Raw genomic sequence first — 14,858 nt, 5'->3', positions numbered from 1 at the left:
CGGACGGATGCCGCACCCTTCATTCATTGGATTCATCATGCAAACTGCCATCTTGCCGCTGCCTGCACGGTCGCGCTCTCCCTTGTCGCGCCTGAACTGGTCGCGCGGCGTGGTCGTGACGATCACGCTGATCGCCATCTTCCTGCCGCTATTTCTGATTTTTTACCAGAGCTTTTTGAACGCGCCGTTCTTCATGCCCGTGCGCGAATTCGGCTTTGATTCCTACCGTTTCATCTTCGATGATCCCGATTTCGCCATGGCCTTCAAGAATGGCCTGATGCTGGCCTTGGGCCTGACCGTCATCGCCGTGCCGCTGGGCGGCATGCTGGCCTTCCTGATGGTGCGCACCGACTTGCCCGGCCGCGGCTGGGTGGCGCCTATGCTGCTGGTGCCGATCTTTGTGTCGCCGATGGTGATGGGCTTTGGCTACGTCGTCTCGATGGGGCCCGTGGGCTTCTACTCGATCTGGGCCAAGGAACTGCTCGGCTTCGTGCCCTGGAATATATACTCCTTCACCAGCATCGTCATCATCGCCGGCCTGACGCACGTGCCGCACGTCTACCTGTACGCCTCGTCGGCGCTGAAAAGCCTGGGCTCGGACGTGGAAGAAGCGGCCCGCGTGGCCGGCGCTTCGCCGATCCAGGTGATGCTCAATGTGTCGCTGCCGATGATCATGCCGGCGCTGGCGTATGCGGGCGTGCTGGTGTTCTTCCTCGGCTTCGAAGTGTTCGGCCTGGTGCTGGTGCTCGGTGATCCGGAAGGCCACCTGGTGCTGCCGACCTACCTGTACAAGCTGACCAACAAGCTCGGCACGCCGTCGTACCACCTGATGGCGGCCGTCGCCGTCTGTCTGGTGATGGTGACCATGCCGCTGGTGATGATACAGCGCTGGCTGCTGAAATCGGCCAACAAGTATGTGTCGATCAAGGGCAAGGGCGCGCGCAGCAAGGCCATGCCGCTGGGCCGCTGGAAGTGGCTGGCGTTCGCCTTGCTGGCCGGCTGGCTGATCTTCACCATCATCCTGCCGTTGACGGGTATCGTGCTGCGCTCCTTCGTGCAGTACTGGGGTGAGGGCGTGCACCTGGCCGACGTGCTGACCTTGCAGCATTTCCGCGATATCTTCGACCAGCCCTCGCTGGTGCGCGGCATCGTCAACACCATCCTGATCGGCGTCGTCGGCGGCGCGCTGGCCGTGGGCTGCTACAGCTTCATCGCGCTGGCCATGCACCGCAAGCAGGACGGCATCACGCGCCTGCTCGACTACAGCGTGCTGGTGCCGCGTGCCGTGCCGGGCCTGCTGGCCGGCCTGTCCTTCCTGTGGGTGTTCCTGTTCGTGCCGGCCTGGCTCGACGGCATTTTGAAAGGCATGGACAACGGCGTGGCCCTGTGGCTGAGCGGCCATGTGATCCCTGTGCTGCGCGAACTGCGTTCGACGATTTTCGCCCTGTGGCTCGCGTATTCGGTGGTGTGGATGGCCTACGGCATGCGCCTCATTTCCACCGCGCTGCTGCAGGTGGGGCCGGAGCTGGAGGAGGCGGCGCGCGCCGTCGGCGCCAGCCGCGGCCAGGTGACGCGCGACGTCACGCTGCCATTGATCAAATACGGTTTGCTGGGCGCCTGGCTGATGGTGTTCCTGATCTTCGAGCGCGAATATTCGACGGGCGTGTACCTGCTCTCGCCTGGCACGGAAGTGATCGGCGCCATGCTGGTGTCGCTGTGGGCGGGCGGTTCGACCGACCTGGTGGCGGCGCTGTCCTTCATCAATATCACCCTGGTGGCCATCGGCCTGGGCATCGCCTTGCGTTTCGGCGTGAAACTCCATAATTAATAGAAGACTGAGACCACATCATGAATGAATTGACCGTCAATGAGCTGTACCTGGACTACGGCACGGGCGCATCCGCCAACCAGATCCTGAAGGGTGTCTCGATGCACCTGCAAAAAGGCGAAGTGGTCGCCCTGCTGGGGCCTTCGGGCAGCGGCAAGACCACTTTGCTGCGCGCCGTGGCCGGGCTGGAAAGCCCGAAGGCCGGCACCATCCAGATCGGCGAGCGCAATGTCTTCGACGGCGCGCAGCAGTTCGAGATGCCGGCCGAGCATCGCAATCTGGGGCTGGTGTTCCAGTCGTACGCGCTGTGGCCGCACAAGACGGTGTTCGACAACGTCGCCTACGGCCTCAAATTGCGCAAGATGGGCAGCACGGAAATCGCCGCGCGCATCAAGGAAGTGCTGACGCAGCTGGGCCTGGGCCATCTGGGCGAGCGCTATCCGCACCAGCTGTCCGGCGGCCAGCAGCAGCGCGTGGCGATCGCCCGCGCGCTCGTGTACAACCCGCCCGTGATCCTGCTCGACGAACCGCTGTCGAACCTGGACGCCAAGCTGCGCGAGGAGGCGCGCGCCTTCCTGCGCGAACTGATCGTGCGCCTGGGCCTGTCGGCCCTGATGGTGACGCATGACCAGGGCGAGGCGATGGCCATTTCCGACCGTATTTTGCTGCTCAATAACGGCAAGATCGAGCAGCAGGGCACGCCGCAAAGCATGTATGAAACGCCGGACACCTTGTTTACGGCCGAATTCATGGGCAGCAACAACCGCCTGCCCGGCAAGGTGGTGCAGCGCGAAGGCAAGCAGGTGCGCCTGCTGGTCGACGGCGCATCCATGCAGGGCGTGGCGCGCGGCGCCAACGTGGGCACGGAAGTGACGACCATGATCCGCGTCGAGGAAGTGAAGATCAGCGCCACGCAGGTGGAGAACGCCATCGAGCTGCCGCTGCTGACCTGCATGTACCTGGGCGACCGCTGGGAATGCCTGTTCGAGCGCGGCGGCGCCGATAACATCAGCCTGCGCGCGTATTCGCGTCACAAGCTCGAGGCGGGCAAGTACTGGCTGCACATGCCGGCCGACAAGCTCTGGGTGTTTTAACGGTGCCGTGGTGGCCACGCTGGCGCGCCGTCGGCGCCGCGCTGGCCGCCGGGCTGGCGGGCGCCGCCATCTGCCTGTGGCTGCACACGCCGCTGCCCTGGATGATCGGCCCCCTGTTCGCCACGGCCGCGCTGCGCCTGGCGGGGCGCGAACTGGCTTGCCCCGTGCGCGTGCGCGAGGCGGGCCAGTGGGCCATCGGCACGGCCCTGGGCTTGTATTTCACGGCGCCCGTGCTGACCGTCCTGACTGTCTATACGCCGTGGATCGCCGGCGCCGTGCTGTTCGCGCTGGCGCTGGGCGCGGCTGGCGCCATGTTGCTGCGGCGCCTTTCCGGCGTCGACCATGCCACCGCCTTCTTTGCCATGGCGGTCGGCGGCGCGTCGGAGATGGCCGTGCAGAGCGAGCGCCATGGCGCCGACGTGGGCAAGGTGGCGGCTGCGCACAGCCTGCGCATGATGCTGGTGGTGGCGACGATTCCGTTCGGCGTGCGCTACTGGGGCAGCCACGGCCTGGCACTGGGGCATGAAAACTTCGTGCCCGGCGCCGCGCTGGTCGATTATGGCGGGCTGGCGCTGCTGGTCGGCATCACGGTGCTGGCGGCCCTCGCATTGAAACGGGGCCAGGTGCCCAACGCCTGGGTCATCGGCCCGCTGCTGGCGGCCCTGCTGTTGACGGCCTGCGGCATTCATCTGACGCGCCTGCCCGAGTGGATGATACGCGCGGGCCAGCTCTTCATCGGCATCGCCCTGGGCACGCGCTTCAGCCCCGCATTCCTGCATGCGGCCCCGCGCTACCTGGCCGGCGTGGCCCTGTGCAGCTTACTGATGCTGTTGCTGGCGGCCGCCTTCGGACTGGGACTTGCGCACTGGCTGGAGATTCACCCCGGCACGGCCATCCTGGCCACGTCGCCCGGCGGCATCGCGGAAATGTCGCTGACGGCCAAGGCCCTGCATCTGGGCGTGCCCATCGTCACGGCCTTCCACGTGGCGCGCATGGTGGTGCTGGTGCTGGCGATCGGGCCGCTGTTCCGCCTGCTGCAGCGCCCTTAATTTCCCCGCACGACGATTTCCTGCACCTTTGGTTCGCGCTGGCGCATGAAGCGCACGATGGAGTCGACGGTGACGACGTCGATCTGGCGCGTCATGCGGCGCTCGAACGGGTGATCGTCAAAGGCGATATTGGCGCGGAACATGCGCGCGCCCAGGCGCGTGGCGGCGGGGATGCTGAGCGTTTGCGGCGCGTAGCTGGCGCTGCGCAGCCAGCCTTGCGCTTCGGCGCGCGTCTCGATCTTGCCCGGCTCGTTGCTGGCGGCGGCCAGGGTTTCCAGCACCCACTGGTTTGAATTCTGGTACTTGGTGGAAAACGGGTAGGCCAGCATATTGTAGTGCGGCTCATGCAGGCGCTTGGGCGTGTTCGACGTCAGCAGGCGCACCAGTTGCTGCTGCGTATCCTGGCCCGGGATCAGGATCAGGGTTTCATACATGAACACATCATCCATGAAGAAATTGCCCAAGCCTTCGTTGTACAGCGACGATTGCGCCGTGCCGCATTCATTGAGTTCATGCACCACCAGCCAGCGGCCCTGCGGGTGGTCGCGCCAGGCCAGCGCCATGTGCGAATAGCGCAAATGGTATTTCGACAAGTCCTGTCCGGCGCGCGCCACCAGCGCCACCTGCGCGCCCGAGGCGTCGAGCGCCTGCAAGGTCTTTTGCGCCAGGTCCATCGATTTGACGAGCGTGGTCGCGTCCGTTGGCTTTTCCTCGCACGAGCGTCCCGCATGGGCGGCGCCGGCCAGGGCCAGGCTGATGAGAATCACGGTCAGGCGTTTCATGGGTTCACGCTTTCGAATGGTGAAGGATGGCATTGCCGGCCGCATCCGGCACATAGGCGATGGCCTTGCCCGACAGCACCAGCATGTGGCCCGTCGAGACGGCCACTACCTTGATCACCGTGCCGGCCGCCAGCGACAGGCCTTGCGTGGCTTTCTGGCTCAGCTTGACGGAGGCCGTGGCCGCCTGCGAGGCGCCCTTGGCCACGCTTTTCAGCACGAGGACGCTGCCGTCGGCCACGTCTTCCACCTTGTCGATGACGATCTCACCGGCGGCGGCCAGCACCGACATGGAGCCGACGAGCACGATGGCCGACGCCATGCTGGCGTTGTCGGACGCGTTGGTGGTGTCGGAGTTGGCGGCCTGGGCCGTCAGGGTGGCGGCGCACAGCAGGGCGGTGGCGAGCAACTGTTTCATGGAGTGGTGGTTTTTCATGGGTGTTTACACTTTGGAATGGTGCAGCAGGGCCTTGCCCAGTTCGTTCGGGATGAAGGCGATGGCCTTGCCGGACAGCACCAGCATGTGGCCGGTGGACAGCGCCACCACATTGACCACGGTGCCGGCCGCCAGCGACAGGCCCTGGGCCGCTTGCGTGCTCATCTGGATAGACGCGCCACCCGCCTCGGAAGCGCCCTTGAGCACGATGACGATGCCTTCGCCCACCGTTTCCACGCTGGCGACGAGCACCTGGCCGGAAGCGACCAGCATCGACATGGAACCGGCGACGACGACGGCGGAACCCTGGCTGAGGTTCTGCGAGCCTTTCGACAGGTTTTCCGAGGCGGCGGCGTGGACCAGGCCGGGCGCGGCCACGGAGAGCGTCAACAGCGACAGGGACAGGCAGAGGGGCAGCAGGCGTTTCATGTGTTTCTCCTTCAAGTGTGCCAAGTGGCAACGCCATCATTGTAGACTGTGGGCAATTGGTCAATGAAAACGCTACTCGTAGCGGGCAGGCATACCGCAGGTAGCGTATTGCGCTACTTTTTTGCCGCCAGAACCGATGCCATTTTTATAAAGGAAGTGCATGCCGCAAACCCACGCCTTGATCGAAGCCTTGAAACGCCTGTTGAAGGCGCGCGCCGTCACGTATGCCGAGCTGGCCCAGCGCATCGGCGTGTCCGAAGCCAGCGTCAAGCGGATGTTTTCGCAGAAGCAATTTACGCTGCAGCGGCTGGACCAGATACTGGTGGCCATCGGCAGCGATTTCCAGCAGCTGGCGCTGGCCGTGCAATCCGCCCAGGCCGCGCCGACCCTGATCACGGGGCTGACGTATGCGCAGGAAAAGGAAATCATCGAGGACACCCGCTTGTTCGTGGTGGCCGTGTCCGCCCTGAACCTGCTGCCGCTGGAGCAGATCGTCGCCATCTACGACATCAGCGAAGCGCAAGCCGTGAAATACCTGCTGCGCCTCGACAAGATCGGTTTCCTGGAACTGCTGCCGAATAACCGGGTCAAACTGCTGGTGGCGCGCACGTTTGCGTGGATACCGAACGGTCCCATCCACACGTACTTCAAAAAGGAAGCTTATGGCGACTATTTGAATTCGCAGTTCGATGGCGAGACGGAATTGCTGCGCCTGGTGAACGTGATGCTGTCGAAGAAATCCACGGCCGCCTTGCTGGAGCGCCTGAAGCAAGTGGCGGTGGAATTCTCGCAGCAGCACCAGGAAGACGCGCGCCTGCCCGGCGATGAGCGCCTGGCCATCAGCTTCATGCTGGCGGCGCGCCCATGGATGCCGCAGACGTTCAAGGCGCTGCTGCGGCAGTGAGGCAGCGATATCGATCGCGCCCGCGCGGCTAATGTTCCTGCTTGTCGCTACTGCGTTGTTCCTCTTTCATCTGCGACAGCAAACGCCAGGCAAAAAAGCCCAGCACGGCCACGCCCAGCAGCAGTGCCGCCCATAGCGCGGCCAGGCGCCACGGTGTCCCATCCTTTGTGACGGGTGCTGGCGCCGCCGTGCTCCCGTTGGCCTTGAGAGAGTCGGCGCTGGCCGTCTTGAGCGCCAGCAGTTCGTCCGCCTTGAAGCCGGGCGCCACCTGCGACAGCGGCTGTGCGACGGCGGCGGCGTTGCTGTTGCCGAATGCCAGTTGATAGGGCGGCTTGCCGCTGGCCAGGAAAACGACGGTGGCTGGCGCCCAGCCCAGGCGCAAGGCGGGCGCGTCGCTGGCGGAGAGCGGGTGCTCCGTGGCCGTCTGCAGCACCCATTCGGCCGTTTGCGTCACGGGCATGGCCAGGTCGCCAGAGATCCTCTCCTTGCCATCGAGGCCGATGCGGTAAAACGTCGTGCTCAGCAGGGGATCAAAATAGGCGCCTTGGGCGGGACGTGCCTGGTGGCGCAGCTGCAGCCGGTGCCGGGGAACATAGCTGCTCTGGCGATACACGCCCAGGGTCACGGGCAGTACCGTATTGGTCTGCGTCAATTGCAGGGCGATGCTGTCGGCAGGAATGGCGGGGGGCGTGGCGTAGCGCCATTCATTCGCCTGCTTGCCGGGCGCGCCTTGCAGCACGACGGTGGCGCGGGGCGCGGCGATGTCCGTTTCGCTGATGGCTTGCGCCGTGATCGCCGCAAAGGCCAGCGGTTCGCCCGCTTGCCAGCTCAGGCGCGCATAGCGGAAGGCGCGTGGCGCAAAGGCGATACTGTCGTTGGCCAGGGTTTGCGTGTCGCTGTTGCTGAGCCAATTCAAGGTGGTGGTGCCGATGGCGTCCCATTGCTTCAGGTCATCGCTCACTTCCAGCAACACTTGCGCACTGTAATTGTCCGTGCGGGCCGGTGGCGTGAAGCGCAAGGCGGCGATGCGCTTGTCTTCCGCTTGCTTGCCCAGGTCGAGGATCAGCGCCTGCAGTGCCGCCGTGGTCGCTGCCGCGCCAGCGCGGGTGCTGACTGACAGCAAGCGGCCATCGTCGGCCGTGCGGATGTCGATGCCTTGCAAGCCATCGCCCGTTGCCGGCGCGCCCGTCACGGGGAAAATGCGGGCTGGAATGTTCGTGCGCTGCGTGGCCGATTGCGCCGGTGGCGCGCCGATGGCATAGGCCAGGCGCTTGCCGTCGGCGTCGAACAGGCGCACGTCCGCCAGGCTGGCCGAGCTGGCGTGCAGGTAGACTTCCCTGGGCAACGATAGCTGGACGATGCCCGCGCCGGCCGGCGATTGGATGGACATGCTCCAGGCATAGTCCTGGGGCCGGTCCTGGCCAGGCGCTGCCAGCGCGGCGCCTGCCGCCAGCAGGCTGCAACAGATCAATGAGGCTTTCATGCGGCTCCTTGTTGCGGTTCGGCTGGCGCCGGCGCGGCAGCCTTGGGGAAGGGCGCGAGGTAGCCGATCAAGACCATCAGCAAGCCCACGCCGACGAACGAGACGATGCGTTCGATGCCGCCCACGTTCGACAAGTCGATCAGGAACAGTTTCACGACAACCAAGCCCAGCAAAACGGCGCCGAGGCTCCACTGCTGGCGCCGCTGCTGGCGGGCCGCATGGCGCATCAGCAGCAGGGCCGTGACGCTCCATACCAGCGACAGCATCGCCTGCACGAATTGCGAGGCCAGCATGGCGTCGAAGGTGTAGGGCACGCCCAGATAGTGGGAGACCGTGCGCAGCAGCATCAGGTTGAACCAGCCATACACGCAGCAGGCGGCCACGGCAGGCAAGCGCGCTTGCCACAGGGCGGGCAGCGGGATCTGGCCGGCCGGGAATAAACGGTAGCTGGCAATGGCCAGCAGGACGGCAAAGCCCGTGCTCAGGTCTAGCGGATTGAGCAGTGGCAAATAGGGCAGGGGCGCCATGGCGCCGTCGTCGAGGATGTTCCACGCGGCGATCAGCAGCAGCGACCACAGCGCGCCCAGCGGTATCAGGGTGCGCTGGTACCAGTTGGCGATCGGCGCCACCGGCCAGGCGTCGGCGCGGCAGCGGCGGATCAGCCAGGCCAGCACCAGCATCATGGACCAGGCCGGCAAATAGCGGGCCCAGGCGGGGCTGACGCTGCCTTCGTGGCGCGCCAGCCAGGCGCCGACGTGCATGGCGCCAACTGGCCACAGCATCAGCCATGGCGCGGCCGTGCGCAGCGTATGCAGCAGGCGCTGCACCCGCACGTCGAGTTGCCAGCCCGCTTGCGGCCAGACCCGCAGCAGGTATTCGCCGGCCGCCAGCGTGCCGGCCAGCGCCAGCCAGCTCAAGCCCGCCGGCAGGTAGTCGCGCAGGTACAGCGCCAGCAGCAGGTTGGCGCTCCACAAACCCAGGCCGAGCCAGACGGCCACGCTGATCCAGCGCAGTTGCGGCCAATCGAGGCGCCGCGCCAGGAGGGCGAACGCGGGCGTCGTGACGGACACGGCGAGCAGGTACAGCGCCAGCCAGTGTTCGCCCGCGTGCGGCTGCATGGCGAGGTCGCCGTTGATCAGGCGCAGCAGCCAGCTGACGAGCGGCACGAGGATGGCGGCAAACCACAGCAAGCCGCTCCAGACCAGCAGAGGGCGCGCTACCAGGGCCAGCAGCTCGTCGCCGCCGCGCGCGCGCAGCGCAAGGAAACGGGCGCTGGCAAAGGCGGCGGTGCCCAGCAGCAGGGCGCTGAGGAAGGAGCCGTCGAACAGGCTGGCCGGGTGCTGATCCCAGGCCCAGCTGGCGCGGCTGAGCAAGATCATGCCGGCCAATACCTGCACGGCCAGCAGCAGGGCGCGCGGCGCATGCCATTGCTCGCGCCGCGCCAGCCATGCCAGCAGGGCGGCCACGGCCAGCGCGCTGACGGTGAGCAGGTTCAGTTGTGTGATGCTATCGGTGCGCAGCAGGATTTCGCTCCAGATACCGCCCAGCAGCCAGGCCGTGGCGGCCGTCAGGAACAGCACGGACAGGCTGCTCATGAACTCAGGATGCAGGTGGCTGGCGTGGCGGCGGAAATTGTAGGCCATCACCAGCGCGGCGGCGGCCAGCAGCGCGCAGCCGAGCCAGATGTTGGCCTGCAAGGCCGTCGCCGTATCGAGTCCCTGCATGGCGCCAAGGAAGGCAAGCCAGGCTGCCCCCTGCACCAGCAGGCCGAAGGCCCAGGCCAGGGTCTGGCGCTGGCGCAAGCCGACCCAGACGATGCCCGCGCCTTCCAGCGCCCAGGCGGCGGACGTCCAGCGGCCGTCGAGGGCGAACGGGATGGCCAGGGTGCCGAAGACGATGCCCAGCGCGAGGAAGGCTTCGGCCAGCAGTTTGAAGCCATTGCGGCGCCACAGGGCCACGGCCAGGCCCGTGTAGGTCAATCCGGCAAGCAGCGCGGAAAACGCCAGGCCAAAGTCAAAGTGCCGGACCAGGCCGTATTGCAGGCCCATGGCCGCCAGCGGCGTGCCGAAGACGAGGGTGCCATCCACATAGTGTTTCAGGCGCGGCGCCTGGCGCGCGCAGTAGGCGATGGCGATGCCGATATAGAACAGCACGAACAGGATCAAAAACAGTTGCGTCGACAGGTAGTGCTCGGGCGTGTAGCGCAGCAGGCCCCAGGTGGTGGCGACGACGAAGGTGAAGCCAAAGCTCAGCACATTCAGCACGCGCCAGGCGCGTTTCAGGGCGATGGCGAAGACGCCCGCATTGAGCAGCGCGTAATAGCTGAACAGACCGATATGGTTGCCGCTGCCCGTCGACACCAGCAGCGGCACGGCAAAGCCGCCGACGATGCCGAAGACGGCCAGCCAGACGGCGTTTTGCAGCACGGCCAGCAAACACGTGAATGCCGTCAGCACGAACAGCACGGCAAACGCCAGGCCGGCCGGGATCAATTCATACAGGCGGAAGGCACCAAACGTCACCAGCATCAAGATCGCCAGCGCCGTGCCCTGCAGCGGCAAGCTGATGCCGGGACGGCTGAGGCGGATGCGCCAGGCCCAGGCCAGCAGGGCAATATCGGCCAGCGCGATGCCGGCCAGGCGCAGTTCGATGGGCAGCGTCACCTGCGCCGACACGTACTTGAGCAGGAAACTGACGCCGAGGAAGAGGATCAGCAAGCCCAGCTTGGCCACCAGGTTGCCGGTAAACAGCCAGTTCTTCGCCCTGGCAACGATGCCGTCCGGGCGCGCGATCCAGGAAGGGGTATTGGGAACGACAGGGGCGGGCCTGGCGGGAGCCGGTGGGGCCGGTTTCGGCGGCACGGGTGCGGCTGGCGCGGGAACTGCTGCCGGCGCGGCCTGCGCCACCTCGGCCACCTTGATCACGGCCGCTTGCGGCACGGGCACGGCCGCGGACTCTGGCTTGGCCTCCGGCGCCACGCTGGCGGGCATGGCGGGTACGGCAACCGGTGCTTCGGCGTGGCCTTCCAGCGCGCGCACGCGCGCCTGCACGCTGTCGACGTCCTTGCGCAAACGCGCCGTCAGCAACTCCAGATCGGCGACTTTCCTGCGGTACTGCAGCACCTGCACGAAGGCGGTGATCAGCAAGCCAAATATGATCAGCGATATCAATCCAAACATGGGGGCAGCTTTCCTGGATGGTCAGGGCGAAGGCGCCCGATGTATGCGCACATTACCTTATTATTAAGAAACAGGCGATTTTTGTTGCGCCGGGGAAAGGAGTCAGCTGCGTGGCCAGCATGGCGCGGTGCGGCGCTTTCGGTATTGATGCCAAGCAAGATGACGACATTCAGATTGTCGTGCGCAAGATAGTGCTGTATTTTAGCAATTCCTTAATTGCCAGTCCCCCATGCCATGAGTCAAAGCAGTCAGTTTTCCTTATTGTCGCAGCGCCGTTTCGGGCCCTTCTTCTGGACCCAGTTCTTTGGCGCCTTCAACGACAATCTGTTCAAGACGGCCCTGATGGTGATCCTCGCCTACGATGCGCTGAGCTGGACCACGCTCGACCCGTCCACCATCACCAACCTGATTCCCGGCCTGTTCATCCTGCCCTACGTCGTGTTTTCGGCCACGGCGGGCCAGCTGGCCGACAAATTCGAAAAAGCGGGCCTGGCCCGTTTCGTGAAATGGATGGAACTGGCCATCATGGCCGTGGCCGCCGCAGGCTGGATGACGCATACCCTGTGGCTGCTGGTGGCCGCCGTGGTGGGCATGGGTGTGCATTCGACCCTGTTCGGTCCCGTCAAGTATGCCTACCTGCCGCAGCAGCTCAAGCCAGAGGAGCTGGTCGGCGGCAATGGCCTGATCGAGATGGGCACCTTCGTCGGCATCTTGCTCGGTGAAATCCTCGGCGCCGTGCTGATCGTGCACAAGCCGCTGGGCGTGGAACTGGTGGCCGGCGCGACGATTGCCGTGGCCGTGTTCGGCCTGCTCGCCAGCTACCGCGTGCCGCGCACGCCCGCGCCGGAGCCGGACTTGAAGGTGAGTCTGAACTTCGTCGCCGAATCGTTCCGCAACCTGAATTTTTCGCGCAAGAACCGCCCCGTCTTCCTGGCCATGCTGGGCAATTCCTGGTTCTGGTTTTACGGCGCCCTGATCCTGGCGCAATTTCCCGTGTATTCGAAGGATTTCCTGCATGGCGACCACAGCGTGTTCGTGCTGCTGCTGACCGTGTTTTCCGTCGGCATCGGCACCGGTTCCCTGCTGTGCGAGCGTTTGTCGGGCCACAAGATCGAGATCGGCCTGGTGCCGTTCGGCTCCATCGGCCTGTCGCTGTTCGGCATCGACCTGTATTTCGCCAGCAATGCATATGCGAACACGCAAGTGGTCGATGCGCTGGCGTTTGTCGGCCAGGCGGGCGTGCCGCGCATTCTGATCGACATCGTCATGATCGGCGTGTTCGGCGGCTTTTTCATCGTGCCCCTGTTCGCCCTGATCCAGACGCGCTGCGACCCGAAACACATTTCGCGCACGATCGCCGGCATGAATATCCTGAACGCGCTGTTCATGGTGGCGGCGGCCGGCGTGGCCATCGTGCTGCTGGGCCAAGGATTTACGATTCCCCAGCTGTTCCTCGTCACGGCCATTTTGAACGCGCTGGTGGCCGCCTACATCTTCTCGCTGGTGCCGGAATTCCTCATGCGCTTCCTCGCGTGGATACTCATCCAGACCGTGCACCGCGTGAAAGTCGTCGATGGCGAACGCATCCCCACGGAAGGCGCGGCCGTGCTGGTGTGCAACCACGTCAGCTATGTGGACGCCATCGTCATCATGGCGGCCAGCCCTCGCCCCATCCGTTTCGTCATGGATCACCGCATCTTCAAGATGCCGCTGATGGGCTGGATTTTCCGCACGGCCAAGGCGATCCCCATCGCGCCGGCCAAGGAAGACCCGTTCCTCATGGAAAAGGCCTTTATCGATATCGCGCAAGCGCTGCACGAAGGCGAACTGGTGTGCATCTTCCCCGAAGGCAAGCTGACCCGCACGGGCCAGATCAGCGAATTCAAGGGCGGCATCGCCAAGATCGTCGAACGCAGCAAGGTGCCCGTGATTCCGCTGGCGCTGCGCGGCTTGTGGGGACATTTGTTGAGCCATCGCAATGGTCACTTGTTCGAGCGCGCCTTCAAGGCCGGCTTGCGCTCGCGTCTGTCGCTGGCCGTCGGCATGCCCGTGCCGCCCGAGGCCGCCACCCCGGAACTGTTGCAGCAAAAGGTGCAGGAACTGCGCGGCAAGTGGAAATAAGCGCTATGGCGCTCGCGTAGCCGCGTCCGCACGCCGCGCCAGGTGCTGTTCCAGCAGGGCGGTGATGGCGGCGAAATCCACCGGTTTCGTCAGGTGATGGTCGAAACCCGCTTGTTCCGTGCGTGAGCGCGCCTCACCCTGACCCCAGCCTGTGAGGGCGATCAGCAGCACCGGGCGCCCGTGCGCGCGCTGGCGTATCTGGCGTGCCGCTTCGTAGCCATCCATGTCCGGCATGCCCAGGTCCATCACGACCAGTTGCGGCCACGCCTGGTCGACGGCCGCCAGCGCCTGTGCGCCGCCATACGCGACGCTGGCGGCATAGCCCTCGAGCTGGAACAGGCTTTGTAATGAATCGGCCGCGTCGCGGTTGTCGTCCACCACCAGCACCCGCACCGGCTGGCCAGCGCTGGCGGGTGCCTCGCGCGTGGCGGCGGCCGACGTGGCCGGGGTGGCTGTTTGGGCGTCGCCGATGCTGGCCGGCAAGGTGACGATGAAGCGGCTGCCACGCCCGGGGCCGTCGCTATAGGCTTCGATGCTGCCGCCATGCATCTCGGCAAATTGGCGCGCCAGGCTCAAGCCGATGCCCAGGCCGCTGGCCATCTGGCCCGCCACCGTGGGGCCCTGTTCGAACATGGAAAAGATGCGCGCGATGGCGTCCGGGGCGATGCCGATGCCATTGTCTTCGACCGTCGCCAGCAAACGGTCCTGCACCTGGCGCGCCGTAACGTGGATGTGCCCGCCATCCGGCGTGAACTTCACGGCATTCGAGACGATATTGGCAAAGATCTGCACCACCCTGGCATAGTCGGCGTGCAAGGTCACGGCACGCGGCGGCAAGTCCTGCGTGATGCGGATATGCCGGCCGCTGGCCGCGGGCTGGCACAACTCGATCACATGGTCGAGCACTTGCTGGAAGGTGAACTCCTTGCGCTGCAGCATGACCTTGCCGCTGGTGATGCGCGCCACGTCGAGCAAGTCATCCACCAGCCGCGTCAGGTGCGTCACCTGGCGCTCGATCACGTCGCTCACCTTGCCGACCTGCTCCGATGCCGGATACAGGTGCTTGAGCAGAGCCACCGAGGTCTTGATGGGCGCCAGCGGATTGCGCAGTTCATGCCCGAGGCTGGCAAGGAATTCGTCCTTGCGCCGCTGCGTCTCGCGCATCTGGTACTGGCGTTGGCGCGCGCGCAGCATGGCCTGGGCCGACGTGATCAGGGTCAAGATGTGCACGGGGCGTTCCAGCAGGGTCAGGTTGCCCAGGGTGGCGACGGCTTGCCGCAAGGGCAGGGAATCGAGTCCCGCGTGCGTCAGCAGGATGATGGGCAAATCGGACCAGTCCGGCTGCTGGCGGGCGTAGGCGTCGAGCACGGCGTAGACGCCTGCGGGCAGGGCTTCCTCCAGCGTCAGCACGCCGCCGGCGCCCAGCGCCAGCTGTTCGGCCAGGTCGTCTGCGGAGCGGCAGGCGTGGCAGGCGATGCCTTCGCTGGTGAGCACCTTGGCGGCCAAGGCGGCGTCCTGGCCGCCAGGCGTGTAGATCAGGATGCGTTGCTCCATGA

At 65.4% G+C, this 14,858-nt stretch carries 11 protein-coding genes; 5 read left to right on the top strand and 6 right to left on the bottom strand.

Annotated features, from left to right (window positions below):
• The first annotated feature begins 37 nt into the window (after window positions 1-37).
• From GCN78_RS01525 to GCN78_RS01515, 3 genes are read left to right on the top strand one after another with little or no spacing between them, the layout of a single operon-like run.
• A complete protein-coding gene (locus tag GCN78_RS01525; protein WP_152250107.1) occupies window positions 38-1,828 on the top strand; it encodes an ABC transporter permease in 1,791 nt (596 codons plus the stop codon).
• 20 nt (window positions 1,829-1,848) lie between these two features.
• Window positions 1,849-2,922, top strand: coding sequence for an ABC transporter ATP-binding protein (locus GCN78_RS01520; protein ID WP_152250106.1), 1,074 nt, complete (start codon window positions 1,849-1,851; stop codon window positions 2,920-2,922).
• Window positions 2,923-2,924: 2 nt separating this feature from the next.
• Window positions 2,925-3,971 carry an AbrB family transcriptional regulator gene (locus tag GCN78_RS01515; RefSeq protein WP_152250105.1) on the top strand — a complete coding sequence of 349 codons (1,047 nt, stop codon included), beginning with the start codon at window positions 2,925-2,927 and terminating at the stop codon, window positions 3,969-3,971.
• Here the strand turns inward: GCN78_RS01515 and GCN78_RS01510 are convergent.
• The 3 genes from GCN78_RS01510 to GCN78_RS01500 are packed head-to-tail and all read right to left on the bottom strand — an operon-like array spanning window position 3,968 to window position 5,615.
• Window positions 3,968-4,753: a DUF2145 domain-containing protein gene (locus tag GCN78_RS01510; protein ID WP_152250104.1), complete on the bottom strand. Its 786-nt coding sequence runs from the start codon at window positions 4,751-4,753 to the stop codon at window positions 3,968-3,970. The genes GCN78_RS01515 and GCN78_RS01510 overlap by 4 nt on opposite strands.
• A 4-nt stretch (window positions 4,754-4,757) precedes the next feature.
• Window positions 4,758-5,186, bottom strand: coding sequence for a hypothetical protein (locus GCN78_RS01505; protein WP_152250103.1), 429 nt, complete (start codon window positions 5,184-5,186; stop codon window positions 4,758-4,760).
• A 6-nt stretch (window positions 5,187-5,192) separates the two neighbouring features.
• A complete protein-coding gene (locus GCN78_RS01500; protein WP_152250102.1) occupies window positions 5,193-5,615 on the bottom strand; it encodes a hypothetical protein in 423 nt (140 codons plus the stop codon).
• A gap of 160 nt (window positions 5,616-5,775) precedes the next feature.
• On the opposite strand from GCN78_RS01500, the gene GCN78_RS01495 reads away from it, so the two are divergent.
• Window positions 5,776-6,519, top strand: a complete 744-nt coding sequence (locus GCN78_RS01495; RefSeq protein WP_077407465.1) for a helix-turn-helix domain-containing protein — start codon at window positions 5,776-5,778, stop codon at window positions 6,517-6,519.
• A 28-nt stretch (window positions 6,520-6,547) separates the two neighbouring features.
• On the opposite strand, the gene GCN78_RS01490 is transcribed toward GCN78_RS01495, so the two are convergent.
• Together GCN78_RS01490 and GCN78_RS01485 are read right to left on the bottom strand one after the other, a co-directional pair.
• Entirely contained in the window at window positions 6,548-8,002 is a 1,455-nt protein-coding gene (locus tag GCN78_RS01490; RefSeq protein ID WP_152250101.1) for a DUF3999 family protein, read from the bottom strand.
• On the bottom strand, window positions 7,999-11,181 hold the full coding sequence (locus GCN78_RS01485; RefSeq protein ID WP_152250100.1) for a DUF2339 domain-containing protein: 3,183 nt from the start codon (window positions 11,179-11,181) through the stop codon (window positions 7,999-8,001). The genes GCN78_RS01490 and GCN78_RS01485 overlap by 4 nt, the downstream gene beginning before the upstream one ends.
• A gap of 234 nt (window positions 11,182-11,415) precedes the next feature.
• Here GCN78_RS01485 and GCN78_RS01480 point away from each other — a divergent pair, with 234 nt between their 5' ends.
• Entirely contained in the window at window positions 11,416-13,302 is a 1,887-nt protein-coding gene (locus GCN78_RS01480; protein WP_152250099.1) for an MFS transporter, read from the top strand.
• A gap of 3 nt (window positions 13,303-13,305) precedes the next feature.
• On the opposite strand, the gene GCN78_RS01475 is transcribed toward GCN78_RS01480, so the two are convergent.
• On the bottom strand, window positions 13,306-14,856 hold the full coding sequence (locus GCN78_RS01475) for a hybrid sensor histidine kinase/response regulator (RefSeq protein ID WP_152250098.1): 1,551 nt from the start codon (window positions 14,854-14,856) through the stop codon (window positions 13,306-13,308).
• Window positions 14,857-14,858: the final 2 nt, after the last annotated feature.

Source organism: Janthinobacterium rivuli (genome assembly GCF_009208735.1).
In the GTDB taxonomy this organism is placed as follows: Bacteria; Pseudomonadota; Gammaproteobacteria; order Burkholderiales; family Burkholderiaceae_D; genus Janthinobacterium.
This window is presented reverse-complemented; position numbering and strand designations above follow the sequence as displayed.

Excerpts from the sequence above, each read along its gene's own strand:
- GCN78_RS01525 (WP_152250107.1), top strand. The coding sequence starts at position 38 with ATGCAAACTGCCATCTTGCCGCTGCCTGCACGGTCGCGCTCTCCCTTG.
- GCN78_RS01520 (WP_152250106.1), top strand. The coding sequence starts at position 1,849 with ATGAATGAATTGACCGTCAATGAGCTGTACCTGGACTACGGCACGGGC.
- GCN78_RS01510 (WP_152250104.1), bottom strand. The coding sequence starts at position 4,753 with ATGAAACGCCTGACCGTGATTCTCATCAGCCTGGCCCTGGCCGGCGCC.
- GCN78_RS01505 (WP_152250103.1), bottom strand. The coding sequence starts at position 5,186 with ATGAAAAACCACCACTCCATGAAACAGTTGCTCGCCACCGCCCTGCTG.
- GCN78_RS01500 (WP_152250102.1), bottom strand. The coding sequence starts at position 5,615 with ATGAAACGCCTGCTGCCCCTCTGCCTGTCCCTGTCGCTGTTGACGCTC.
- GCN78_RS01495 (WP_077407465.1), top strand. The coding sequence starts at position 5,776 with ATGCCGCAAACCCACGCCTTGATCGAAGCCTTGAAACGCCTGTTGAAG.
- GCN78_RS01490 (WP_152250101.1), bottom strand. The coding sequence starts at position 8,002 with ATGAAAGCCTCATTGATCTGTTGCAGCCTGCTGGCGGCAGGCGCCGCG.
- GCN78_RS01485 (WP_152250100.1), bottom strand. The coding sequence starts at position 11,181 with ATGTTTGGATTGATATCGCTGATCATATTTGGCTTGCTGATCACCGCC.
- GCN78_RS01480 (WP_152250099.1), top strand. The coding sequence starts at position 11,416 with ATGAGTCAAAGCAGTCAGTTTTCCTTATTGTCGCAGCGCCGTTTCGGG.
- GCN78_RS01475 (WP_152250098.1), bottom strand. The coding sequence starts at position 14,856 with ATGGAGCAACGCATCCTGATCTACACGCCTGGCGGCCAGGACGCCGCC.